This window comes from Nereida sp. MMG025 (assembly GCF_021654165.1).
GTDB lineage: Bacteria > Pseudomonadota > Alphaproteobacteria > Rhodobacterales > Rhodobacteraceae > Nereida.
Genome location: NZ_JAKFZN010000001.1, coordinates 1,127,065 through 1,150,130, shown reverse-complemented (window position 1 = coordinate 1,150,130; position 23,066 = coordinate 1,127,065). Strand labels below are relative to the sequence as shown.

The 23,066-nt window shown below is 56.3% G+C and carries 23 protein-coding genes; 11 read left to right on the top strand and 12 right to left on the bottom strand.

Features of this window, described 5'->3' with window-relative positions; all coding sequences use genetic code 11:
- Genes L1065_RS05715 through L1065_RS05700 form a run of 4 tightly spaced genes read right to left on the bottom strand, consistent with a single transcriptional unit; the run spans position 1 to position 2,434 of the window.
- Positions 1-480, bottom strand: coding sequence for a DUF6505 family protein (locus L1065_RS05715; protein WP_237094462.1), 480 nt, complete (start codon positions 478-480; stop codon positions 1-3).
- Position 481: 1 nt separating this feature from the next.
- Entirely contained in the window at positions 482-1,183 is a 702-nt protein-coding gene (locus tag L1065_RS05710) for a biotin/lipoate--protein ligase family protein (RefSeq protein ID WP_237094461.1), read from the bottom strand.
- Positions 1,180-2,238 carry a P-loop NTPase gene (locus L1065_RS05705; protein ID WP_237094460.1) on the bottom strand — a complete coding sequence of 353 codons (1,059 nt, stop codon included), beginning with the start codon at positions 2,236-2,238 and terminating at the stop codon, positions 1,180-1,182. Before L1065_RS05705 ends, L1065_RS05710 begins: the two co-directional genes overlap by 4 nt.
- 4 nt (positions 2,239-2,242) lie before the next feature.
- Positions 2,243-2,434 carry a DUF6494 family protein gene (locus L1065_RS05700; protein ID WP_237094459.1) on the bottom strand — a complete coding sequence of 64 codons (192 nt, stop codon included), beginning with the start codon at positions 2,432-2,434 and terminating at the stop codon, positions 2,243-2,245.
- A 67-nt stretch (positions 2,435-2,501) separates the two neighbouring features.
- On the opposite strand from L1065_RS05700, the gene L1065_RS05695 reads away from it, so the two are divergent.
- A complete protein-coding gene (locus tag L1065_RS05695) occupies positions 2,502-3,233 on the top strand; it encodes a hypothetical protein (RefSeq protein ID WP_237094458.1) in 732 nt (243 codons plus the stop codon).
- Here L1065_RS05695 and L1065_RS05690 read toward each other — a convergent pair.
- Complete coding sequence (locus tag L1065_RS05690; RefSeq protein WP_237094457.1) at positions 3,227-5,173, bottom strand: 4Fe-4S binding protein; 1,947 nt, start codon at positions 5,171-5,173, stop codon at positions 3,227-3,229. The genes L1065_RS05695 and L1065_RS05690 overlap by 7 nt on opposite strands.
- 239 nt (positions 5,174-5,412) lie before the next feature.
- Between L1065_RS05690 and L1065_RS05685 the strand changes: the two genes are divergently transcribed.
- The 9 genes from L1065_RS05685 to L1065_RS15815 all read left to right on the top strand — a co-directional run bounded on the left by L1065_RS05685 (position 5,413) and on the right by L1065_RS15815 (position 13,749).
- Positions 5,413-5,946: a DUF3305 domain-containing protein gene (locus L1065_RS05685; protein ID WP_237094558.1), complete on the top strand. Its 534-nt coding sequence runs from the start codon at positions 5,413-5,415 to the stop codon at positions 5,944-5,946.
- Positions 5,943-6,551 (top strand): DUF3306 domain-containing protein, encoded by a 609-nt coding sequence (locus L1065_RS05680; protein WP_237094456.1) that lies wholly within the window; start codon positions 5,943-5,945, stop codon positions 6,549-6,551. Before L1065_RS05685 ends, L1065_RS05680 begins: the two co-directional genes overlap by 4 nt.
- 18 nt (positions 6,552-6,569) lie before the next feature.
- Positions 6,570-7,178 (top strand): molecular chaperone, encoded by a 609-nt coding sequence (locus L1065_RS05675; protein WP_237094455.1) that lies wholly within the window; start codon positions 6,570-6,572, stop codon positions 7,176-7,178.
- A gap of 54 nt (positions 7,179-7,232) precedes the next feature.
- The gene (locus L1065_RS05670; RefSeq protein WP_237094454.1) at positions 7,233-7,418 is read left to right on the top strand and encodes a twin-arginine translocation pathway signal protein; all 186 of its coding nucleotides are present in this window, start codon (positions 7,233-7,235) and stop codon (positions 7,416-7,418) included.
- A gap of 143 nt (positions 7,419-7,561) precedes the next feature.
- Positions 7,562-10,462: a formate dehydrogenase subunit alpha gene (locus L1065_RS05665; RefSeq protein ID WP_237094453.1), complete on the top strand. Its 2,901-nt coding sequence runs from the start codon at positions 7,562-7,564 to the stop codon at positions 10,460-10,462.
- Between the two features lie 13 nt (positions 10,463-10,475).
- Positions 10,476-11,069, top strand: a complete 594-nt coding sequence (gene fdh3B, locus L1065_RS05660; RefSeq protein WP_237094452.1) for a formate dehydrogenase FDH3 subunit beta — start codon at positions 10,476-10,478, stop codon at positions 11,067-11,069.
- 80 nt (positions 11,070-11,149) lie between these two features.
- The gene (locus tag L1065_RS05655) at positions 11,150-12,346 is read left to right on the top strand and encodes a formate dehydrogenase subunit gamma (RefSeq protein ID WP_370641142.1); all 1,197 of its coding nucleotides are present in this window, start codon (positions 11,150-11,152) and stop codon (positions 12,344-12,346) included.
- Positions 12,327-13,619: a c-type cytochrome gene (locus L1065_RS05650; protein ID WP_237094451.1), complete on the top strand. Its 1,293-nt coding sequence runs from the start codon at positions 12,327-12,329 to the stop codon at positions 13,617-13,619. The genes L1065_RS05655 and L1065_RS05650 overlap by 20 nt, the downstream gene beginning before the upstream one ends.
- 4 nt (positions 13,620-13,623) lie before the next feature.
- Positions 13,624-13,749 carry a hypothetical protein gene (locus L1065_RS15815; RefSeq protein ID WP_255766077.1) on the top strand — a complete coding sequence of 42 codons (126 nt, stop codon included), beginning with the start codon at positions 13,624-13,626 and terminating at the stop codon, positions 13,747-13,749.
- 26 nt (positions 13,750-13,775) lie between these two features.
- Here the strand turns inward: L1065_RS15815 and L1065_RS05645 are convergent, their stop codons facing one another.
- Genes L1065_RS05645 through L1065_RS05635 form a run of 3 tightly spaced genes read right to left on the bottom strand, consistent with a single transcriptional unit; the run spans position 13,776 to position 16,238 of the window.
- Positions 13,776-14,786 carry a biotin-dependent carboxyltransferase family protein gene (locus tag L1065_RS05645; RefSeq protein WP_237094450.1) on the bottom strand — a complete coding sequence of 337 codons (1,011 nt, stop codon included), beginning with the start codon at positions 14,784-14,786 and terminating at the stop codon, positions 13,776-13,778.
- Complete coding sequence (pxpB, locus tag L1065_RS05640; protein WP_237094449.1) at positions 14,783-15,469, bottom strand: 5-oxoprolinase subunit PxpB; 687 nt, start codon at positions 15,467-15,469, stop codon at positions 14,783-14,785. The genes L1065_RS05645 and pxpB overlap by 4 nt, the downstream gene beginning before the upstream one ends.
- A gap of 4 nt (positions 15,470-15,473) precedes the next feature.
- The gene (locus L1065_RS05635) at positions 15,474-16,238 is read right to left on the bottom strand and encodes a 5-oxoprolinase subunit PxpA (RefSeq protein ID WP_237094448.1); all 765 of its coding nucleotides are present in this window, start codon (positions 16,236-16,238) and stop codon (positions 15,474-15,476) included.
- A gap of 149 nt (positions 16,239-16,387) precedes the next feature.
- On the opposite strand from L1065_RS05635, the gene L1065_RS05630 reads away from it, so the two are divergent.
- Entirely contained in the window at positions 16,388-17,398 is a 1,011-nt protein-coding gene (locus tag L1065_RS05630) for an NAD-dependent epimerase/dehydratase family protein (RefSeq protein WP_237094447.1), read from the top strand.
- Between the two features lie 6 nt (positions 17,399-17,404).
- Here L1065_RS05630 and L1065_RS05625 read toward each other — a convergent pair whose 3' ends face one another.
- The 4 genes from L1065_RS05625 to L1065_RS05610 form a co-directional block, all read right to left on the bottom strand.
- On the bottom strand, positions 17,405-18,787 hold the full coding sequence (locus tag L1065_RS05625) for an exonuclease domain-containing protein (RefSeq protein ID WP_237094446.1): 1,383 nt from the start codon (positions 18,785-18,787) through the stop codon (positions 17,405-17,407).
- Positions 18,788-19,309, bottom strand: coding sequence for a hypothetical protein (locus L1065_RS05620; RefSeq protein ID WP_237094445.1), 522 nt, complete (start codon positions 19,307-19,309; stop codon positions 18,788-18,790). It abuts the gene before it with no gap.
- 25 nt (positions 19,310-19,334) lie between these two features.
- Positions 19,335-21,161: a DUF294 nucleotidyltransferase-like domain-containing protein gene (locus tag L1065_RS05615; RefSeq protein WP_237094444.1), complete on the bottom strand. Its 1,827-nt coding sequence runs from the start codon at positions 21,159-21,161 to the stop codon at positions 19,335-19,337.
- A 105-nt stretch (positions 21,162-21,266) separates the two neighbouring features.
- Positions 21,267-23,063: a sodium:solute symporter family protein gene (locus tag L1065_RS05610; protein WP_237094443.1), complete on the bottom strand. Its 1,797-nt coding sequence runs from the start codon at positions 23,061-23,063 to the stop codon at positions 21,267-21,269.
- Between the last annotated feature and the right edge of the window lie 3 nt (positions 23,064-23,066).

The following is a 23,066-nucleotide window of genomic DNA, read 5'->3' as shown; positions in this document are numbered from 1 at the left end:
TTAGTGATCCATGTCACCGTGGATCGCAAATTGATCCAACCCCGCATCCTGTGGCGCTATGGTGCGATAGCTTTCGCGGACACCTGCTTCGGTTAATTCACGCGCAACCGTCAAAAGGGTGTTGGCGTCGTGATCTTCACAAAGCTCGATCATCTGGGCGATTTCTTCTGCTGCGACTGGTTTGGCAGCCTCGACAGACGGGGCGCCGTAGTAGGTTACGAAATGCTGCGCCAAAAGCGATGTCAGCGTTTCGCGCTCTGTCTCTTCCAACTGGGTGACCGCGACGAATGTGACGCGGCCCCCTGTTTCCAGCCCGAACCAACCGTTTGCAAACGCTTGGCGCGCTTTGCCGGCCAAATCGGCTTCTGTCCAATTGGAAAACTCAAAACCACCAGAGATGCACCATTCGCCGGTACGCGCAGGGCTGGCAAAGACATTCATATCGCTTTCGTCGAAATGGATGGCGCGGGCAAGCTTCATATCAAGTCTCCAAAACAGCTGTGAGCGGGATCAGATGCGTGGTCTCGCTATCGCGCAAAAGCATCCCGAAGTCTTCATCGACACCCAGAAAGGTGCCAGTGTGCGACTGGTTTTCAACGGGTTCGCCGATGCCATAGGCAATGCCGCGCCAGTCGCTATGCAAGGCTGCCGATCCATCATCTTCCCAACGGTTGAGCCAGTTCAGCGTGTGCCGCGCCCACGCCTCAAGCAGGTGAGGGGGCGAGACATCCGCGCAGCCTTCTGCAAAAAGCGCGGTTTGATCAGGCGTGAGGCCCGTTTCCTCGTTCGGGGGCAATAATGGCAGGGTAAAGCCAATCACCAACCAGTCGGGAATTGCGTCTGCATCGGTATCAGAGGCCATCGCCCGAAAGCCGCCGCACCGTGCGCCATTGATCCGGATTTGACCCCACCAATCAAGATGGACAGCTACCTCTGGTGGTGCCAGCGCACCCAGAGCGTTTTGAAACCCCACACCACAAAGCGGAAGCATCGACATCGCGCGTTTAAGCGGCACTTCGGGCGCAAAGACCAATGCCCCCTCCATCGACATGGCGCCAAGAAGATAGCTCACCAAACCCGCATCACAGCCCAATGTCGCGCGGCGAACGGCATGATCAAACGCGTTGTCTGTTGCTTGCTCTCCCCACATCAGCGGGGGAAAGTTGATCTGTTCGGGCGTCATGCAGCACCCTTTGCAACGAGATCTTTTGCGATGTCCTGAAACGCTTTGGCCTGCGTGCTGTCCGGTTGGCTGACCACGATGGGCGCACCACCATCTGCAGCAAGGCGGATTTGCAGATCAAGCGGCACTTCAGCAAGCAGCGGCACGTTGAGTTTTTCAGCTTCGGCTGCAACACCGCCGTGTCCGAACACATGCTCTTCATGACCACAGGCAGAACAGATATGCGTGCTCATATTTTCGATCATGCCAACAATTGGAACCTTCAATTGCTGGAACATATCTATGCCTTTGCGTGCATCCAAAAGGGCCACGTCTTGGGGCGTAGAGACAATCACTGCACCTGTGACTTCCGCCTTTTGCGCCAGCGTCATCTGCACATCACCCGTCCCTGGTGGCAAATCCACGATCAGCACATCCAAAGCGCCCCATTGCACTTGGGTCAACATCTGCTGAAGCGCGCCCATAAGCATTGGCCCGCGCCAGACAACAGCTTGGTCTTCGTTCATCATCAGACCAATCGACATCATGGTGACACCATGGTTGCGCATCGGCAGGATCGTTTTTCCATCAGGCGATGCAGGACGACCCGACACACCCAACATACGAGGTTGCGAGGGGCCGTACACATCAGCATCCAGCAAGCCAACACGGCGGCCCTGTTGGGCCAAAGCGCAGGCAAGGTTGGCTGAAACGGTTGACTTGCCAACGCCGCCCTTGCCCGAAGCAATCGCCAGAATGCGGTCGATCCCCGGCACCTTTTGGGGGCCTTTGGGTTCGGCTGGTTTGCTTGGACGCAGTTCTGGCGGAGCGGTTTCGGTGTGGCCCGTCAACACGATTGACACCGCATCAACACCGTCCAACGCGCCGACGGCGCTTTCGGCACTGGCCTTGACCGCTTCATAGATTTTGGCCTCGCGTGGATTGATCTCCATGACAAAGCGCACTGTGCCGCCGTCCACGTTCAGCGCGCGCATCACGCCACTGGCGACGATATCGCCGCCTGGTGCTTCGATTGCCTTGAGGGTTTCGAGCACTTGTTCTCTGGTCACAGCCACGTGTTTAGTCCTGTCCTTTGATTTGGCCGTCGACCGTATGTGTCATGCCAAGCTCTTCAATGGTTATCACTGCTTTGACAGCATAGTTTTTGCCCGATGTGCCTGCATCACGCACGGCATCTTCTATGGCCTTTTGCGATGTCACGCCCACTTGCTTGAGAAACTTGCGCATCGACATGTTGAAGTCGTCATCCATCTGAACTCTCCCCGATTGAAAATTGGTTTTGTTGACCGATCGCACATGAACGGCCTAGGCTTGGATCATGCGCGTGCTGTTGCTGATCTTGTCTTTTCTTGCCACCCAGGTCCATGCCGATGATCGGCTGGTCCGCGTTTATGCAGCGCCCGAGTTGGTGCAAAGCGGTGTGATGCAGCATCTTGCTCCGCGCTTTTCGCTCAAAACGCAGGTGCGGATCGAATTTGTGGCGCAGCCAACGGCAGCTGAATTGGTTCTGGACCGCGATGGGCATGCGTTGTTCGACGGATTTGGCACAACCTGGGGTGTGTCTGTCAGCACTGAAACGGATGCGGCGCTGCGGCTCAAAACGTGGCTGCAGTCTGGTGTGGGCACGGATACCGTTCTGAGTTTTGCGCCAGATGGCCAAGCGCTTTTTGCCGAACCCACGTTGCAAACCGTTGTGGCAAAGGTGCGTGAAATGGACAGCACCGCCATCTTGGGCCAAGAGATTTCGCACGTTAAATGTGCGCGCTGTCACGTGACCCAAGCGGGACGTGGACAAATTGATATTGGCTCGACACCCAGTTTTGCGGTGTTGCGCAGTTTGAGTGACTGGGAGAGCCGCTTCAGTGCGTTTTACGTTCTCAAACCCCATCCTGCCTTCACGCAGATCGATGGGGTGACGCCCCCTTTTGCAAATGATCGTCCCTCTCCGATCGCGCCGATTACACTCTCGCTGGAGGATTTGGACGCCATCATGGCCTATGTTGATGCCATGGACGCTGCTGATCTGGGCCAGCCCTTGCAACATCAGTGATCGCGCCGTTTTGACAGATAGTCGTCTGTTGTGCGTACACGGGGCCGGTCGGCACCCTGAAATGGATTGTCTGTGGAATGATATTGGGCATTGATCCTGCAAGTATCACACATCTGGATCATCCGCAGCTTGTCGCCAGCGAACATCGCGTGATCGCTCAGCTTTTCGGTGATGCGATCAATGGCGGACTTCGAGCCGAACAAGGCGCCGCATTCGACACAAGGAAAGGGCTCTTCCTCATTCAGAACGTCTTGGCGCAACGCGGCATCAGTCAGGTCCAATCGTGGTTCATACGTGATTGCATCTTCAGGGCAGACATTGGCACAAAGCCCGCATTGCAGGCAGGCATCTTCCTGAAACCGTAGCTGCGGCTTGTCTTCATTATCGCCAAGCGCCCCTGACGGACAAAGCGACACGCACGACAGGCACAAGGTGCAGGCATCCGTATCGACCAGAACCGCGCCATAAGGCGCGCCATCGGGCAGCGCGATCTGATCGGTCTGCGGGTGCAAGGCACGTGCGGCTTGTCGTGTGATCTGGCGGCGGGTTCCCATTGGGCGCACGGGGGTGGCAACGGGGCTTGGCGCGGACAGAGTGTAGAGCGCATCGCTCATTGCATCGGGATCAGGTGTATCAATCAAGCCGATTTTCCCTTCGCCTGCAATCGCGGTAGCGTAGGCAATCTCGGTGTTCAGTGCCGCGCGATCCGCGCCAGGACCGGGAAGAAGCGAAACATGGGCAAACCCTGCGGCCAGCCCTGCAATGATTTCGGCATGCCCAAAGGCGCCAATCGCAGACATTTCCATCGGGATGACATCTGCGGGCAAGCCGCGTCCAAACCGTGCGGACAGGCGGACCATCTCACCGCCATGGGCGTCATGCACCAGCAATTTCGGGGCCGACCCACCTGCGTCCAGATACGCTTTGGCCAAAGTCTGCACCCGCATCATGGTGGCATCCACAGGCGGGGCATCGTAAGAAATCGCGCCAGACGGGCAAGCAGCGGAACACGCGCCGCACCCTGCGCAAACCATTGGATCAATCTCGACATGATCGCCAGCTGATACGATGGCCCCTGTCGGGCAGAGGTCAAGACAGCGTGTGCAGCCTGTCTGTTCGGCACGCGAATGGGCGCACAGCAAAGGCTCTGTCTTTACAAAAAGCGTTTTTTCGAATGTGCCAAGCATATGCGATGCTGCCATTACAGCCGCGGCGACGGAGGGCGGATGTGCAGGATCCGCCCGCAGATACCCTTCGCGTTTTTCGGGTGCGGGAAACAACGGTGTGGTGCCACGCAAATCCAAAATGATGTCACACTGTGAAACGGCGCCATCGCGCGGTTCGCTCAGCGTGAAGGCGCCGCGCCCTGTTGGGTCGGGTTGTTGAAGCGCATCAATCACAAGATCAAATCCCGCAAACGCCCCTTTGGCGCGGCGCAACTTGCCGACGATTGCATCGAACTCCCGCGTGTCGGGTACGTCGTCTGCGTTGTCCAAAAGCACTGTGACGCCAAGATGGTCTTTGAGCTGTTCAGCGGCTGGCAGGGTCACATCCGCTGGCCCGAGGATCAGACACAGGCCTTCGCTTATCACATCGACGGTTTTGTCGGGTGTTGGGGGCAGCATGGCCTCTGCAATGAGTGCTGCCATTTTCGGGGTCTTGGGTGCGCTGTCATCACTCCACCCCGCGCGGTCCCTCAGATCAAGTGTGGGCGGCGCAGCCAGAGAAAGGCTTTCGGCCAATTCCTCAAATGTGCGGGTTTCTTGGGTGCAGCAAAAGACGGCATCCCCTGTTTCAAGGGCGGCTTGCGCCTTATCGAGTTGGGCGGTGCACAAAGCGGTGCAGGGCTTTCGAACCTCAAGCCCACTTGCCTGCGAGAGAGCCTCTGCATCAATAGATTGCGTGCCTGCGCAATCGCAGGTGATCAACGTCTTGGCCATGAAATCTCCCGTAGCGGCGTTAGGTTTTTCACGTTTTGCCGCATAATCCTTGACTCACGTTATCCTCAAAGGTTTGAATATAACAATCGAATTTTCATAGAACGCCTCGCCAGCGTTCAGCCAGATGAATTTGTATGCATTGCGACAGATTGGCAATTATCCATGTCTGTTTAAATTGCATACAGTCGTAGACAGTGGAGGAGCCGGTCCTGATTCATAATCCTGATCAATTCGACACAATGCCGATTGGTGTTGTTGTCAGGCGTCTGCCTGGGGTTACGCGTTGGGCCAAGCACAGCTGGAAAGCTGTTGCTGTGTTGCCGGGTGCTTCGGATGCGCATTGGCAAGAGCTGCGTCGGGATGGCGACGCTGTGGAATACCATGCGGCAACCTTGTCTTTGGATCTTCATGGGGCCGAAACAGAGGCCTACCTTCACGGCCTATCTGCGAAAGACCCGTCAATTTACGTGATCATGCGCGAAGGCGAGAGCGCGGACCCGCTGGATGTGGTGCTTGTCACAGCCTCTCCTTACGAGGCGCAGGACTACACCGACAGCGGTGAAGAGTTGGTTGAAAAAGTTCCAATGACCGAGGGCCTTCTGGCGTGGGTGCAGCGATTTGTAACCGCCCATCACCACGAAGAGGCCTTTGTAAAACGCAAACGGGACAAAAAGCGCATCGATATTACGCAAGATGGCAAAGGTGATCCGCGCATTGCCAGCGCGGCTGATATCTTTGCATCGCCTGCCAGACAACGAAAGCGTGTGCATTGAGCCGCGGTCGTGATTTCTGGTCCCGCAGGCGTGCAGGGGTAGAGGCCGAGACGCAGGCCGAACAGCTTGCTGTGGCCGAGGCGGAGCTTGCGCAGCTGGAAGACCGCCCTGATGAAGAATTGTTGGCCGAGGCAAACCAACCCGACCCCGATACGCTTGATAGTCCCGAAGCCGTTCAGGAGTTTTTGCGCGCCCAGTTGCCACAACGTCTCAAGACACGTGCGCTGCGTCGGCTGTGGCGATTGAACCCGATGCTGGCGAATTTGGATGGCTTGGTAGATTACGGCGAGGATTTCACGGATTCCGCCACCGTTTTGGAAAATATGCAGACCGTCTATCAAGTGGGCAAAGGCATGCTGACGGCTTTTGCGGATGACGATGAGGCGGACGAAGCGGATATTGCGGAAGATGAGATGACGCAGGACGTCGCGCAAGCATCTGACACACTCAATGATGACCCGCAGCGAGCCCAAGCAGACGATGCAGCGGATGACCCTAACCCAGAAGATGAGATGGCAGAGGCTGCGCCGTTTGTTACGCCCGCCGAACCAGACGCAATTGCCCAACCACAGCGCCGCATGCGCTTTGCCTATGTTGACGCATAAGAGATGGATGATGATCAGATGACAGCCGCTACAGACATTCAAATCTCTGATATGGATCGCGCCCGTGCCGATCTTTACAACTTTTTGGGTGCATTGCTGGCCCGTCCGCCAGAAGAGATGCTGCTTACTCAAACGGCTGGTTTGCAAGGCGATGATACGGAGCTTGGCAAGGCCATTGCGACCCTTGCAAAGCTTGCAAAAGTGACCAAGCCCAAAGCCGCAGTTTCGGAATTCAACAAGCTGTTTGTCGGGTTGGGGCGCGGGGAATTGCTGCCCTTTGCGAGTTATTACCTGACTGGGTTTTTGAACGAAAAGCCACTTGCGTTGCTGCGCCAAGATATGATGGCGCGCGGCATGCAGCGGTCGGATACCGTGTTCGAGCCAGAGGACAGCATTGCTAGCCTGATGGAGATGATGGCGGCAATGATCGTGGGCCGTTTCGGGCCGCCCGCGGATTTGACGGCCCAGAAGGATTTTTTCAACCGGCACATCGGCCCTTGGGCGGGGCATTTCTTTACCGATCTGGAAGAAGCCAAAACCTCGGTTTTCTATTCGCCGGTTGGAACGGTCGGTAAAATTTTCATGTCTGTAGAGGCGGAAGCCTTTCGGATGAGCGGCGCCAGCTAAGGCGTCATTAAGGGGCGGGTAACCGTCCAAACCAGCGAGAAGGAGACTGATCGCATGAGCAAGAAAGAAGAAGGTGCTACGCGCCGCGACTTTCTGAAAGTGGCAGTAACTGCCGCACCCTTGGGTGCTGTAGCCGTTGCCACAGGGACAACAGCACAGGCCGCCGAGCCTGATCTGACGTCCGAAAAGATGCAAGATACCGCACATACCCGTGCGTATTTTGAAAGCGCACGCTTCTAGCGTGCTGCATACGGGAGGATCTCGTGCGGGAATAAGCTCGGACGGGATAGATCATCAGCGACTGGTTGCGTGACGCCCGACTGCTGAAGGTCAACGAAAGCCAAGCAAGTGTCCGTTCGTCGGATGCTAGCAAGGAGGGAAAAATGCTTAGGAAAAAGACCAACGGGGTTGCGCGACGCCCCCAGAGGACAAGTATCCTGTCGGACGCTGCAAATGCGTCTGTTGACCGCCGCGCTTTCCTGCGTGGATCAGGTCTGGTCATTGGCGGCCTGTCAGCGATTGCTGCGACGGGTGGCACGGTAACACAAGCCAATGCAGCATCGGCTGCAGCGGCAGGATCAGTTGAATTGAAAAAGACGGTGTGTACGCACTGCTCGGTCGGTTGTACCGTTGTGGCAGAGGTGCAAGATGGTGTCTGGACAGGTCAGGAACCTGGTTGGGACAGCCCGTTCAACCTTGGTGCGCACTGCGCCAAAGGGGCATCCGTGCGCGAACACGCCCACGGTGAACGCCGCCTGAAATACCCCATGAAAAAAGAGAACGGCGAATGGGTTCGCATCTCATGGGAACAAGCCATCGATGAAATCGGCGGCGGCATGATGAAGATCCGTGACGAAAGCGGCCCTGATAGTGTCTATTGGTTGGGATCAGCCAAGCATAGCAACGAGCAGGCTTATCTGTTCCGCAAGTTTGCCGCCTATTGGGGCACAAACAATGTGGATCACCAAGCACGGATCTGCCACTCGACGACTGTGGCCGGTGTGGCAAACACATGGGGCTACGGCGCCATGACCAACAGCTACAATGACATTCACAAGTCCAAAGCGATCTTCATGATCGGCTCGAACGCGGCAGAGGCGCACCCCGTTTCGCTGCTGCACATTCTGCGTGCAAAAGAGCAGAATAACGCGCCAATCATTGTTTGCGACCCGCGTTTTACGCGCACAGCGGCACATGCAGATGAATACGTGCGTTTCCGTCCCGGTTCGGACGTTGCTCTGGTTTGGGGCATCCTGTGGCACATCTTCGATAACGGATGGGAGGACAAAGAGTTTATTCGCACCCGTGTTTGGGGCATGGACCAGATCAGGGAAGAAGTTGCAAGATGGACGCCCGAAGAAGTTGAACGCGTGACAGGTGCGCCCGGATCGCAGCTCAAGCGCGTTGCACGCACGTTGGCCAACAACCGTCCCGGCACCGTGATTTGGTGCATGGGCGGCACGCAACACACCAACGGCAACAACAACACCCGTGCATACTGCATTCTGCAGCTTGCGCTTGGCAACATGGGTACCGAAGGCGGCGGAACAAACATCTTCCGTGGCCACGACAACGTGCAAGGTGCAACTGACCTTGGCGTGCTGTCCCATACGCTTCCAGGCTACTACGGCCTGTCGGCGGGTGCATGGGCGCATTGGGCACGTGTTTGGGAAGAAGATGCGGACTGGCTTGCCAGCCGCTTTGACAAAACCACAGGTGCAGACGGCAAAGAAAAGTCGCTTCAGAACCTGACGGGGATACCCGTGTCGCGCTGGATCGACGGCGTTCTCGAAGACCCTGCGAACACCGACAACCCGAATGCTGTGCGTGCCATGGTGCTTTGGGGCCACGCGCCGAACTCTCAAACCCGTATGGTTGAGATGAAGAAAGCGATGGAACAGCTGGATATGCTGGTCGTCATTGACCCGTTCCCAACTGTGTCGGCCGTTTTGCATGATCGCGAAGATGGTGTGTATCTGTTGCCCGCAACCACGCAATTTGAAACACGTGGGTCTGCCACGGCCTCGAACCGCTCTGTCCAGTGGCGCGAGCAGGTCATCGAACCTTTGTTTGAATCAAAACCTGATCACGAGATCATCGCTTTGTTTTCAAAGAAGTTTGGGTTCCACGACCGTATCTTCCGCAACATCAAGTTGGAGGAAGATGGCCTGACGCCCGAGCCAGAGGATACATTGCGCGAGATCAATCGCGGCATGTGGACTGTTGGCTACACTGGCCAGTCGCCCGAGCGGATCAAGACCCATATGGAAAACCAGCACACGTTCGACCGAACAACGCTGCAAGCCATTGGGGGGCCTGCTGACGGTGACTATTATGGTCTGCCGTGGCCGTCGTGGGGCACGCCCGAAATGAAGCACCCGGGCACGCCGAACCTTTATGACATGTCCAAGCCTGTGGCTGAGGGTGGTCTGACATTCCGTGCACGCTTTGGCGTTGAGCGGGATGGCGATAACCTGCTGGCCGATGGGGTCTATAGCGTCGGGTCGGAAATCAAGGATGGTTATCCTGAATTTACGATGCAGATGCTGATGGATCTTGGATGGGACGGTGATCTGACCGCAGAAGAACGCGCGTCGATTGATGTGGTTGCCGGACCAAAGACCAACTGGAAAACCGACTTGTCTGGCGGTATCCAGCGGGTTGCGATCAAGCATGGTTGTGCGCCCTTCGGGAACGCTAAAGCCCGTGCTGTCGTGTGGACCTTCCCCGATCCCGTGCCTGTGCACCGCGAGCCGCTGTATACCAACCGGCGCGATCTTGTTGAGGATTATCCAACCTATGAGGACCGTCATGCGTATCGCTTGCCGACCCTCTATGCGTCGATCCAAAAGCAGGACTTCTCGAAGGACTATCCGATCATCCTCACATCAGGCCGCTTGGTTGAATATGAGGGCGGCGGTGACGAAACACGGTCGAACCCATGGCTTGCCGAATTGCAGCAAGACATGTTCGTCGAGATCAACACCCGCGACGCCAACAACCTTGGCGTGCGTGACGGAAGCCAAGTTTGGGTCGAAGGCCCCGAAGGCGGCAAGGTGAAGGTCATGGCGATGGTCACCAACCGTGTTGGCGAAGGTGTGGCCTTTATGCCCTTCCACTTTGGTGGGCATTTCCAGGGCGAGGACCAGCGGTCGAAATACCCAGAAGGGGCTGACCCCTATGTTTTGGGTGAATCGACCAACACGGCCCAGACCTATGGCTACGATTCAGTAACCCAGATGCAGGAGACGAAAGCGACCCTGTGTAAAATCTGGACAGCGTAAGGAGAACTAGAGAATGGCAAGAGCAAAATTCCTATGTGACGCCGAGCGCTGCATTGAATGTAACGCCTGTGTCACAGCTTGTAAGAACGAGCACGAAGTGCCGTGGGGCATCAACCGCCGCCGCGTGGTCACCATCAATGATGGTGATCCCGGTGAACGGTCGATTTCCGTGGCCTGTATGCACTGTTCGGATGCACCGTGTATGGCAGTCTGCCCCGTAGACTGTTTTTACCAGAACGAGGAAGGGGTGGTCTTGCACTCCAAAGACCTCTGCATCGGGTGTGGTTACTGTTTCTACGCGTGTCCGTTTGGCGCGCCGCAGTTCCCGCAGGCAGGCAACTTCGGCTCACGCGGCAAGATGGACAAATGTACCTTCTGTGCTGGTGGTCCCGAAGAAACACACTCAACAGCCGAGTTCGCCAAATACGGGCGCAACCGGATCGCAGAAGGCAAACTGCCCATCTGTGCCGAGATGTGTTCAACCAAAGCCCTTCTGGCAGGTGACGGCGATGTCGTCTCGGCCATCTACCGTGAACGCGTCGTCGCACGCGGCTTCGGGTCGGGTGCTTGGGGGTGGGGTTCCGCCTACGGCCAACAAGACGGTTGATAGCAATCAAGTCGGCGCGCCTGAATTGTCGGGCGCGCCGATTTTTCACTAAGCAAATCTCATTTTGACGAGGGTTCCAGATGCGCGCGTTTCTGACCATGATCTTCCTTACCTTGGCCCTGCCAGTGATGGCGCAAGAGGCCAGCAGCCCCACTGGCGCTGAACAGATTGATCGTTCGGCGACAGGGGGGGCGCAAACCCTAGAAGATATCCTTGCCCGTCAGCGCGGCGAGGTTGTTGCGCCCAAAACGGGCGATGCCGCAAGTGCGGCGCAGGAATTGTCAGGCCAGTTGGGTGTCTTGGGCGGATCATCCGACCCAGAACTTTGGCGCGCGATGCGCTACGGCACAACGGATGTGTCAGTCTCGGCTGGCGGTGATGTGGCCAAAGTGCTGATCCAGGACGGCGGCATGGCATGGTATGAATTCCGCAAAGGCCCACTGGCCACATACGGCGGCTATCTTTTGCTTGGCACCATCGCGGCGCTCATTCTTTTCTATGTCCTTCGTGGCCGCATCCCGCTGGATTACGACAGAACGGGTCGCACCGTGACGCGTTTCAAATTTGCCGAACGTATGGCGCATTGGGTGATGGCAGGATCGTTCGTTCTGCTTGGCTTCACGGGGCTTTTCGTAAAATACGGACGCGATTTTATTGCGCCGTATCTGGGCAAGGACTTCAACTCGACCTTGCTGATCGGGTCCAAATTTATTCACAACAACGTCGCTTGGGCGTTTATGATTTCTTTGGTCGTCGTATTTTTCATGTGGGTTTGGCATAACATTCCGAACCGCACAGACATCAAATGGTTCGCCCAAGCGGGAGGAATTGTCGGATCAAATCACCCGCCAGCCAAGAAATTCAATGGGGGCCAAAAGATCATCTTCTGGTCGTGTATTTTGCTTGGTGGCTCGATTTCCATGTCTGGCCTGTCACTGCTTTTCCCGTTTGAGTTGCCGCTATTTGCAAAGACATTTGGTGTGCTGAACGACCTTGGCATTCCAGGTGTGCTTGGCATGGCTGAATTACCAACCACACTTGCCCCCCAAGAAGAGATGCAACTGGCCCAAGCATGGCATGCGATCGTCAGCTTTGTTCTGATGGCCATCATCATCGCGCATATCTACATCGGCTCAATCGGTATGGAGGGCGCCTATGATGCGATGGGATCGGGCGAGGTGGATGAGGCATGGGCCCGTCAGCACCACTCGATCTGGTTGGAAGAAATCAAAGGTGAAGACAGCACGGCGCCCAAAAATGCGACGCCTGCTGAGTAGCCTTTTTCTATGTGTCCCGCTTATGGCAGGGGCGCAGGATTTTACGACCTTCAAGGGGCATGGTGGTCCGATCATGTCTCTTGATGTCACGCAGCAAGGCACATTGGTTTCGGGCAGCTTTGACAATACAGTTGCGACATGGACCGATGGCACAGCGCACTGGTTAGACGGGCATGATGCAGCAGTCACAGCGATCACCACTTCGCCGTCCTTGGGCATTTTGTCTGGCGGGGATGATTTCAGGGTGCTGCACTGGCGAGATGATGGGCAGCCCCCGATCGTTCTTGCGACGCATCAAGGCAAGATCAGTGCAATAGCGGTCGCACCACAGGGCGCCCTGGTTGCCACAGCCAGTTGGGACGGCTCGATCCAGCTTCACTCGTTCGGCGATGCCCAAGCGAAGGAGCCGCAAACGCTTGTGGGGCATCGATCCAACGTGACGGATGTGGCCTTTGCGCCCAACGGCACGCTGTTCTCTGCGTCTTCGGATGGCACTGTGCGCATTTGGGAGCAGGGCGCAGACGGGCTTTCTTCGCGGGTCATTGCCAATCAAGGGTTTGGCATCAACCGTATTGTGGTGACTGATACGTGGCTGGCCTATGGTGCGCTGGATGGTGCGACCCGCGTCATTCATCCCGTGACAGGTGAAGATATTGCTGACTTCACGTTGGACCGCCGCCCCATACTTTCGATGGCGCACCACCCTCAAACCGCGCAGCTGGCCATTGGCGACGGAGAGGGCTACCTGATGATGATCGATACGGCGCGGTGGCAGATCGCCCGCGATTTCCGCGCCATGCGCCAAGGCCCTGTTTGGGCGCTGGCCTTTTCAACGGACGGCGCGATTATCCATGCTGGCGGGATTGATGATGTGATCTACGCATGGCCTGTCGCATTGCTCAATACCTATGATCCTGCGGGCGGGGACACACGCAGCTTTCTGCGAGACGCGGAAACCATGAGCAATGGTGAACGCCAATTTATGCGCAAATGCTCCATCTGTCATAGCCTTGAGCCTGGCCCCTCGCGGCGTGCGGGCCCAACTTTGCATGGGGTGTTTGGCCGAAAGGCCGGAACTGTCCCAGACTATCGCTACTCTGCCCTGCTGTCTGGCGCGCCCATCATCTGGGACGAGGATACCATCGACGCCCTGTTCAAGCAGGGACCGGACAATTATATACCCGGATCAAAGATGCCAATGCAGGTGATTGCCAAAGCATCGGACAGACGTGACCTTATCAATTTCATGCGCAATGCGCCCAAGAAGGACTGAAGCAATGAAAGCAATGTTAACTGGGTTTGCCACTATCGCGGTCATTTCGATCGGGGCTTATTTTGTCCTGCATGAAATCGGCTTCTCGGCGGCCGAGCAAAACAGCAGCCAAGGGGTTCGTCTGGACTAGCCACCACGATAGATTGCGCGCTGAGTTTAGTCGTCTGGTGCATCGGCGATGATGCCGCCGACAAGGTTCTCCCGCATCAGGCGTTGTTCAAGGCTACCTTTAGGAATGGCGATCGCCTCCAGATAGCGGGCCTGCTGCAAAGTTGCTTTTCGCCTTAGGGCCAATGCATCCTGCGGTGTGATCGCCGCAAAGCTGATTGGGTCGCCCGCCCGCATCTGCGCCAGCCGATCTTGATCAACCGAAACTACGGTGGCGATTTTCGGATAACCACCCGTTGTCTGATGATCCGCCAAGAGGACCGTCGCAATACCATCACCATTCACTTGGATCGAACCGCGGCAAACAGGTTCTGACGGGATGGACAACGCCCCCTTCGGCGGGATCTTCGGCCCCGTCAACTGCATGCCCATCCGGTCGTATGCGTCTGATACATTGAACGCCGATGACATGAGCGCTGAAATCGCGGCATCGTCGAAATGGTGATCTTGTGGACCCATCACAACCCGAATTGGCCCATCGTCCCCGATTGGCCGTTCGATCTGCCCAAGGCGATCTTCATGCGCGACGGGGTGGGTGATGCGCAAGCTGTCGCCTGCTTGAATGACACCGCCGCCAAACCCCGACAACGTATGTGTGGCGGCGCTTCCGAGCCACATGCGCGATTGAAGTGCACCAGCGAAAGCGATGTAGGCCCAACTGCCTGATCCTCCCGCACGCACCGACAGCGTTTGACCTGTTTCGATGGTCAGAACTGTCCAATTGCTTGATGTCGCGCCTGCATGTGCAACACTGAAATCGCCGCCCGCAATGGCCAAGGTGACTGCACCTTTGATGCATTTCAGGATGATCCCGCCCAGAGATACTTCGATCGCGCTGCCTGTGTGGTCTTGCCCCAATGCGGCATGTGCAGCGCGAAACGACAGGCGGTCCATCGGCCCTGATTGTGGAACACCAAACCGCATGTGGCCTGCGCGCCCCTCATCCTGAATGCTCACAAGTGGGCCTGCATATTGAACTGCCAGAACCGCATCAGTCATTCAGGGTCACCACCTTGGCGTATGTCGAATGTTTCGCGATCAATCTGTGTAAAGCGGATGGTGTCCCCGACGTCGAACAAAAATGGTCTCGCCGCATTCCCGGTTAAAATCTTGGTGGGAGAACGCCCCAAGATGGACCAGCCTGTTGGCATGGTCAGTGTGGTTATCAGACACTGTTGGCCTGCAATGATAACGCTGCCCGCAGGCACACCGCGCACAGGCGCGGATTTGCGGGGGATCTGTATCGGCTTGGCCACGCCGCCCAAGTAAGCATAGCCCGGGCTAAACCCATACATCAAAGCGGTGTATTCCCCTGTCAGATGCGTTTTGATGACTCCATCACGTGTCAGGTTGGTCGCCTGGGCAACAGCGTCAAGATCGGGTCCGAAGGACGGATCATAACATACCTCAATGATATGGGTTTTGCCCTTGGTTGCCTTTGGTTCCAAATCGACAAGCAAATCAGACAGTGCCGCTTGGATGGCCTCATGTTCCGTTGCCAAAGGGTCAAACACGACCAACACATTCACAAGTGCTGGCACCGCTTCGACCATGCCATGCGGCGGGGTTTGCGATAAGGCGCGGTCCAATGCAAGCACTTGGTCATGCGCCTGTTGGGATTGTTCATCCGCGAAAGAAACCAATACGGCATTGTCGGACACGGGTTTAAGTCGTGGTTCCATCAAATCAGTTAGGCACAAGAAACGGGGCTATGGTCACGCCTGCTGCGGTCAGTCGGTCTTTGATCTCTTGGGCCATCGCAACAGCGCCAGGGCTATCGCCGTGCACGCAGATAGAATGTGCAGCCAGCCTAATCGGCGCACCGTCGACGACAGGCATCTTACCCGTTTCCAGATAGCCCAATAGCCGGTCAGCGGCCGCGGCGGCGTCGTGGATCATTGCCCCGTCTTGGCCGCGTGGCACCAGTTGGCCCGAAGATAGATACCCGCGGTCTGCGAAAATCTCTGAATACACAGGCTGCCCTATCGCCCGTGCGGCCTGTTCGCTGTGGGTGCCCGAAATGGCCAGTATTGCAAGGCTCGTGTCCACAGTTTGCACGGCTTTGGCGATTGCTTCGGCGACAGACGGGTCCTGCGCCGCAAGGTTCCCCAGGGCGCCATGCGGTTTGACATAAGCCACATGGGTTCCCGCCAGTGCGGCAATCCCCTGCAACGCACCAATTTGGGCCACACACATCCGCGCAATTTCAGCAGGTGACATCGCGATCACACGGCGCCCGAACCCTTCACGATCATTAAACCCCGGATGCGCGCCCACGGTCACACCGTTTTCCTTGGCCAGTGTCAGCGTTTTGAACATGGTTTCGGGGTCACTGGCATGACCACCGCAGGCGATATTCGCCGAAGTCACCAAGGAAAGCATGGCTGCGTCATCCCCCATGGACCAAGGGCCAAAACCTTCTCCGAGGTCGGAATTAAGATCGATGTGCACGCGCGCTTCTTTCGGATCGGGAACCATGTCAGGATATGCAGCAAACCTATGCCATCCACGTCACATATCGCAACCATGTCCCCTTGCACGATTGCGGCAGTCTGGATAATCGCAAGGGAAATAGGGCCGATCGTCAGAAGGATGGCAAAATGAAAGTTCTCGTCACAGGTGCCGCAGGGTTTATCGGATTTCATTTAAGCAAGTTACTGCTTGCTGAAGGCATGCAGGTGCATGGGTTCGATGCGATGACCGACTATTATGATGTGAACCTGAAAAAAAGGCGCGTCCAGGCCTTGATGCAGAACGAAGGGTTTTCGATTACCGAAGCTTATCTGGAGCAAGACGGCGCTTTTGACAAAGCCGCAAAAGACTTTGAACCGGATATTATCGTGCATTTGGCGGGGCAGGCGGGCGTGCGCTATTCGCTTGAAAATCCGCGCGCGTATCTGGACAGCAACATCACTGGCACCTTCAACGTGATGGAAGCCGCACGCGAGCTTGAGGTGAAGCATCTATTGATGGCCTCCACCTCTTCGGTTTACGGCGCAAACGAAGAAATGCCTTTCACAGAAACCGAAAAAGCCGACACGCCGATGACCTTTTACGCGGCCACCAAAAAGGCGAACGAGGCGATGGGCCATTCCTATGCGCACCTGTGGAATTTACCGACAACCATGTTTCGCTTTTTCACGGTTTACGGCCCTTGGGGCCGCCCTGATATGGCGCTTTTCAAATTTGTGGACGCGGTTTTGGATGGCCGTCCGATTGATATCTACAACCACGGCGACATGTATCGTGACTTCACCTATGTCGAAGACCTTGTGCGCGGCATTCGCCTTTTGATGGATGCCGTGCCGATACGTCCCGCGACGCCTGCCGATATTCCAGACGGCGACAGCCTGTCCCCTGTCGCGCCCTATCGCGTCGTCAATATCGGCAACTCGGACAAAGTGCGCCTATTGGACTTTGTGGATGCCATTGAAGCGGAACTGGGTGTGCCTGCCATTCGCAATTATATGGATATGCAAAAGGGTGACGTGCCAGCCACTTGGGCAGATGCCGATCTTTTGAAGGCTTTGACAGGCTATCAACCGGCTACAGACGTGAAAGACGGCATTGCGCAGTTTGTGCGCTGGTTCCGCGACTACTACGGAAAATGATACGGGCTAGTCCTGAACCTTCAAAATACGACTGTGTTTGCGCATCTCCATCTTGATGGCATTAAACGTGGTCAGTCCCTTGGCTTCAAGGATGGGCAGCAGTTGAACCAACACCTCTGCCGTTGCCATCGCATCGCCCAACGCGGTGTGGCGCAGCTGTGGTGGGATGTCGATGTCCATGCGCTTGCAGAGCGCGTCCAGCGTGTGTTCTTCGGATCCACCGAACACGATTGCCGACAGATGCACCGTGTCCAAAACGGGATGATCAAAGCTCAGATCAGGGGCATCATGCAAAAACGCCATGTCAAAAGGCGCGTTGTGCGCCACCAGGATCGCGCCGCTGGAGAACTGGTGAAATTCCTTGCTGATTTGGGCAAACGTCGGCGCGTCGGCGACCATCTGATCATCAATGCCGTGCACTTTGGTCGAATGTGACGGGATGGGGCACATTGGATTAACCAATCGGTCAAAGACCTCGCCTTGAACAATCTTGCCATTCAGAACACGGGCCGCACCCAGTTGCACAACGCGGTCAGTCTTTGGATTAAGCCCAGTTGTTTCGCTATCAAACACCACAAAACACAGATCGCGCAGGGGCGCATCGCCGATATGATTGGGCACTGATTTGTCCAAAAGATCAAAGTCGTAAACCAAAGGGCGGGCCGCTTCTGTTGAAAGCGGCTCCAGCATCAAAGTGTAGCCCAAGCCCTGCTCAAAAACACGAATGTGCCCTTCGTAGGAAAATCCCGAATGACCCTGAACAGTGATTGGCATCCGCTTGGTTTGCGTCTTGGCCAGATGCACCAGCGCATCGGCAATCGCTTTGGCATCAAGGTAATCCATCACCGAGCCGTTGAGTAATGCAGGGGCTTCGCGCTCAAGCATTTCGGCGGCTTGCCCATCGTAAAGAACGATCTGGTGCTGTGCGTTGGCGACCAGCACAGCGACGGGGATATCTGACAGGATACGAAGCAGCTGATGACGTTGGCGCCGCAGGCGTTCAATCTGTTGTGCAACCGTCTCGTCGTCGGCTGCGGCATGCAGTTTGTTTTGCAAAGCACGCGCTGCGGGGCCCAGATCACCAAGGTATTTCGTCGCGTCATCATCAAGTTCTGAGGTGACATCTGTATGCGCACCCACGCGAAACCGTGCGGCAAGCTTTTCAATCGGTTTGCTGACGTTCTCATCAAACAGAAGCCAGATAAAAACGGAGAGTGCCAGAAACCCAAAGCTTGAAACCACGGCACTGGTGACAAAAGCTGATAGGGCGCCCGCATCGCCAAGCTGCCGGTATCCCAACCAAAGCCCCGCCAAATCGATTGCGATGCCCCCCAGTCCAATCAGGACGAAGAACAAAAACACACGCAATCTGAGGCTAAGGCTACGCATCTACGCAGCCTCGCATGCAGCTTCTAGGACAGGATCATCGGCGCCCACGTTCAGCCATTGGGCGTTCACCACCTCACCATTTGCGCCAAATTCTACGCCGTCCACAATGTCCGCACGTGCGCCGGATGCACAATCAAATAGAACGGGGATTTTCGCAGTGCGCTGCCAGCGGCCATAGAACACAAGATCCATGATCCGCTGATCGGGTTGATCAGGATGCGTGCGCTTGGACAGCTGATCGACCGCGACGAAACGGCTGACAAAGGGGCGCGCATAGGTCCAGGGGCGATAGAACGCGGTCTCTTCAATGGCTTCTGCCACCACGAACCCTTCGGGCATGTTGGCTTGGGTGCGGGCATACCAACCGTATTCGCTTGAAACCGTCGCAATCAACATCGCGGCACCGGCTGACACAGGCACCAACCAGCTTGGCAGGCGGCCCTTCAAAGTCCGGTTTGCGGCCCAAACGATAAGGCCCGTGGCGACCCCTGCAACGATCGTTCCGATCAATTCAAAAAACATCTTTTCCTCCCTCAGGTGGATGCCGCTATGACATCACACCGCGCCCCTGCATAAGTGCGGATTGCATTGTTTTGATCACCACAAAGGCATCCCGCAGGTGACTACGTTCAAATCCTGACAACTGATCTGGTGCCAGAAAGTTATCCGGTGGCGTGCCGCGTTTGATCTGATTGGCTTGGTGTTCGAGCCGTGTCTGTGCAACCAGATCATAAGCATCCAACAAATCGCGCCCACCGCTTTCACTGACAAATGCAGTGCTGATCGCGGCTTCCACACGTGCGCGGGTGTTGGCCACGCTCAACTGTCCTTGAAGCGCATACATGCGCCCCAGATCCACCACAGGGACGACGCCGTTTAATTTCATATCGATTGTGTTGCGATGTTCGCCTGAACGGATCGTCGCAAAGCCGCGCAACATGCCAAGTGGTGTCGCATGGGTCAACGCGTTGCTGGCCATATGCGCGGTAAAAATAGAATTGCTGGAGGCGGCTTTCAGCGTGTCTTGCTGTAGCCCGTCAAATAGCGACATGTCCCCACCAATCGGGCGCAAGTCAAACATGACCGAGGCCAGCATTTGCGCTTCCTTACTTGGGGCGGCGATCCAGTGTTGGAAGTATTCGCGCCATACGGAAACGGGTTGGCACCACCGCGGCGTGGTCGCCATCATATCGCCCGGACAATAGACGTAGCCACATGCGTTCAAACCATCGCAGACAAATTGCGCAAAGCGTTGGAAATACGCCAATCCGCGTTCATCTACGTCGTCATCAAGGATCAGGCAATTATCCTGATCCGAAACGCCCGTCTGTTCCTGCCGTCCCTGCGATCCGCAGGCCAGCCAAAGATATCGCACAGGCGGTGGGCCAAATTCATCTTCTGCCATAGCCAGCAAACGGCGTGTGACAACATCGGCGATGTCGGTGATCATACGGGTCACCACGTCATGCCTGTTGCCCGCAGCCACCAGTTGCGCCAGCAAATTCGGGATGCGTTTTGTAATTGCAGCCAGTGCGTCGATGCTGGTTGCGCGGGCGGCTTCGCCAACAAACCCCGCCGTGTTCGAGGCCTGAAATTTGGTCAGATCTGTTTGGGTGACGATGCCAACCAGATCATTGCCCGATACGATAGGCAGGTGTCCAAGACGGTATTCCATCATCAAATGCAATACATCCGAGCCGATGGCCGAGGGGGGCAGGGTGCGCGGGCTATGCGTCATCACCTGCGCTACCGGTGTGTCCAAGGCCAGGCCATCTGCCACCACTTTGTTCGAGATATCGCGCAGGGTAACGATGCCTGTCAGGGTGTCGGCATCTGTCACACACAGGCACGAGATCCGCTTGTCACGCATCATTTGTGCGGCATGGGTCACGCTATCGGTTGCGCGACACGTCAGCGGTGGCGCAACCATCAGGCTTTCCACGCGGACACTGGTAAGGTCAAATGCCTTCGCGCCATCATTCTGGCTGTCGCTGCGCGTGCGGTCGAAGAAGCGTTTGAAAGCGGGAAACTGGCTGTTCAGCGTATGGAACAAATGGGCAGGCAGGCAAATCAATGCGCTGTCGACAGTCGCGATTGCAGATGTAACGGCGATGCCGTCTTTCAGCAGTCCGCGTTCCCCGAACGAGTTTTCGCGCCCCAAAAGGGAGATGGGGGCATTCAGCCTGTCTTTGACCGCGATCTGCCCATCCAGAATAATGTAGAGCCCTTCAAGCTGCTCGCCGTGTGCATAGACGAACCCATCGCGCGGGACAGACACACGCTCGACCGTTCGGGCAATCGTGGCGCGGGTTGCTTGGGGCAGCACATCATAAGGGTGAAGGTTTTGAAGAAGGCTCAGGATATCTTGGGTCATACCTGATGGTCCTATCAGAGGGCGTATCATTTAGGGATGCGGCTGATACGTCACCGCAAAAAGAAAACGGCTGGCGGGAATATGGCCCGCCAGCCGCGTGTTTGTTTAGTGGTCGACCGCGTCGCCTGCACCTGCAGGGATACGCACGCTTTCCACCAGATCCTTGATCTCTTGTGGTGTGTCTTCTGTCATCAGCGAGACGCCGTAAGCGACCGCAAAGTTCAAAAGCGCACCGATCGAGCCGATCGCTGTCGACTGGATCCCAAAGAGCGAGCCACTGACGGTGTCAGGGAAGCTGTTGGTGCCAGCGACAAAGAACCAGCCTTTGTGCAAGAAGATGTAGACCAGCGTAAAGATCAGACCTGCCAGCATCCCTGCAACCGCGCCTTTGTTGTTCACGCGCTTGGAGAAGATACCCATCATAAGAGCAGGGAAGATCGATGCCGCTGCCAGACCAAAGGCCAAGGCCACGGTTTGCGCGGCAAAGCCAGGAGGGTTCAGACCCAGATAGGTCGCAACCGCAATGGCCACGGCCATGGCAATCCGCGCCGAAAGCAACTCGTTCTTTTCCGAGATGTTCGGGTTGATCGCCCCTTTGACAAGGTCATGGCTGACCGCTGACGAAATCGCCAGAAGCAGACCCGCCGCCGTTGACAGAGCCGCCGCAAGGCCACCTGCTGCCACCAGACCGATGACCCAACCTGGAAGGTTCGCAATCTCGGGGTTTGCCAGAACAAGGATGTCACGGTTGAATTTGGTCAACTCGTTACCAGCCCAACCGTTTGCAGCAGCTTTCTCGGCCATCGCATCCGACCCGTCGTTATAGTACTGGATCATGCCGTCGCCGTTTTTGTCTTCCCAATCAAGAAGACCGGTTTTCTGCCATGTCAGCATCCAGTCGTAACGCTCGTCACTGTTGATTGTTTCAACTGAAACCGCCGCAGCATCTGTTCCGTTTGGCCACATCAGCTCTGTGATGTTCAGACGTGCCATCGCACCAACCGCAGGGGCGGTGAGGTAAAGCAGAGCAATGAACACAAGTGTCCAACCCGCCGACCAACGTGCGTCCGATACCTTTGGAACGGTGAAGAAGCGCATGATCACGTGGGGCAAACCCGCGGTACCGATCATCAGCGACAGTGTGAACAAAACCATGTTCAGCGTGTCTTTATGTGCTTCTGTGTAGCTCGCAAACCCAAGGTCGGTCACGATCTGGTCCAGCTTTTGCAGCAGGTAAACACTGCTTTCGCCACCGGTCGATACTTCGCTAAACAGACCAAGCGCTGGAATTGGCGTGCCTGTCAGTTGCAGCGAAATGAACACCGCGGGGATCGTATAGGCAAGGATCAGAACGCAATACTGCGCGACCTGCGTGTATGTCACACCTTTCATGCCACCGAAAACAGCGTATGCGAAAACCACACAAGCGCCGATCAACAGACCAGATGTGTTGCTGATTTCAAGGAAACGACCGAACGCAACACCAACACCTGTCATCTGACCGATCACATAGGTGGTCGAGGCCACGATCAGACAGATCACAGCCACCATGCGGGCTGTTGGGCTGTAGAAACGATCACCGATAAATTCCGAAACCGTGAACTTGCCGAACTTACGCAGGTAAGGTGCAAGAAGCAGAGCCAACAGCACATAGCCGCCCGTCCAACCCATCAGGAACGAAGAGTTGTCGTAACCTGTAAAGGCGATCAGACCCGCCATCGAAATGAACGACGCCGCCGACATCCAGTCAGCCGCCGTCGCCATACCGTTCGTGACAGGGTGAACACCGCGCCCCGCAGCATAGAATTCTGAAGTGGATCCCGCACGGGCCCAAATCGCGATGCCGATGTAAAGCGCAAAAGACGCGCCCACAAACAGCAGGTTAAGGGTAAACTGGTCCATGGG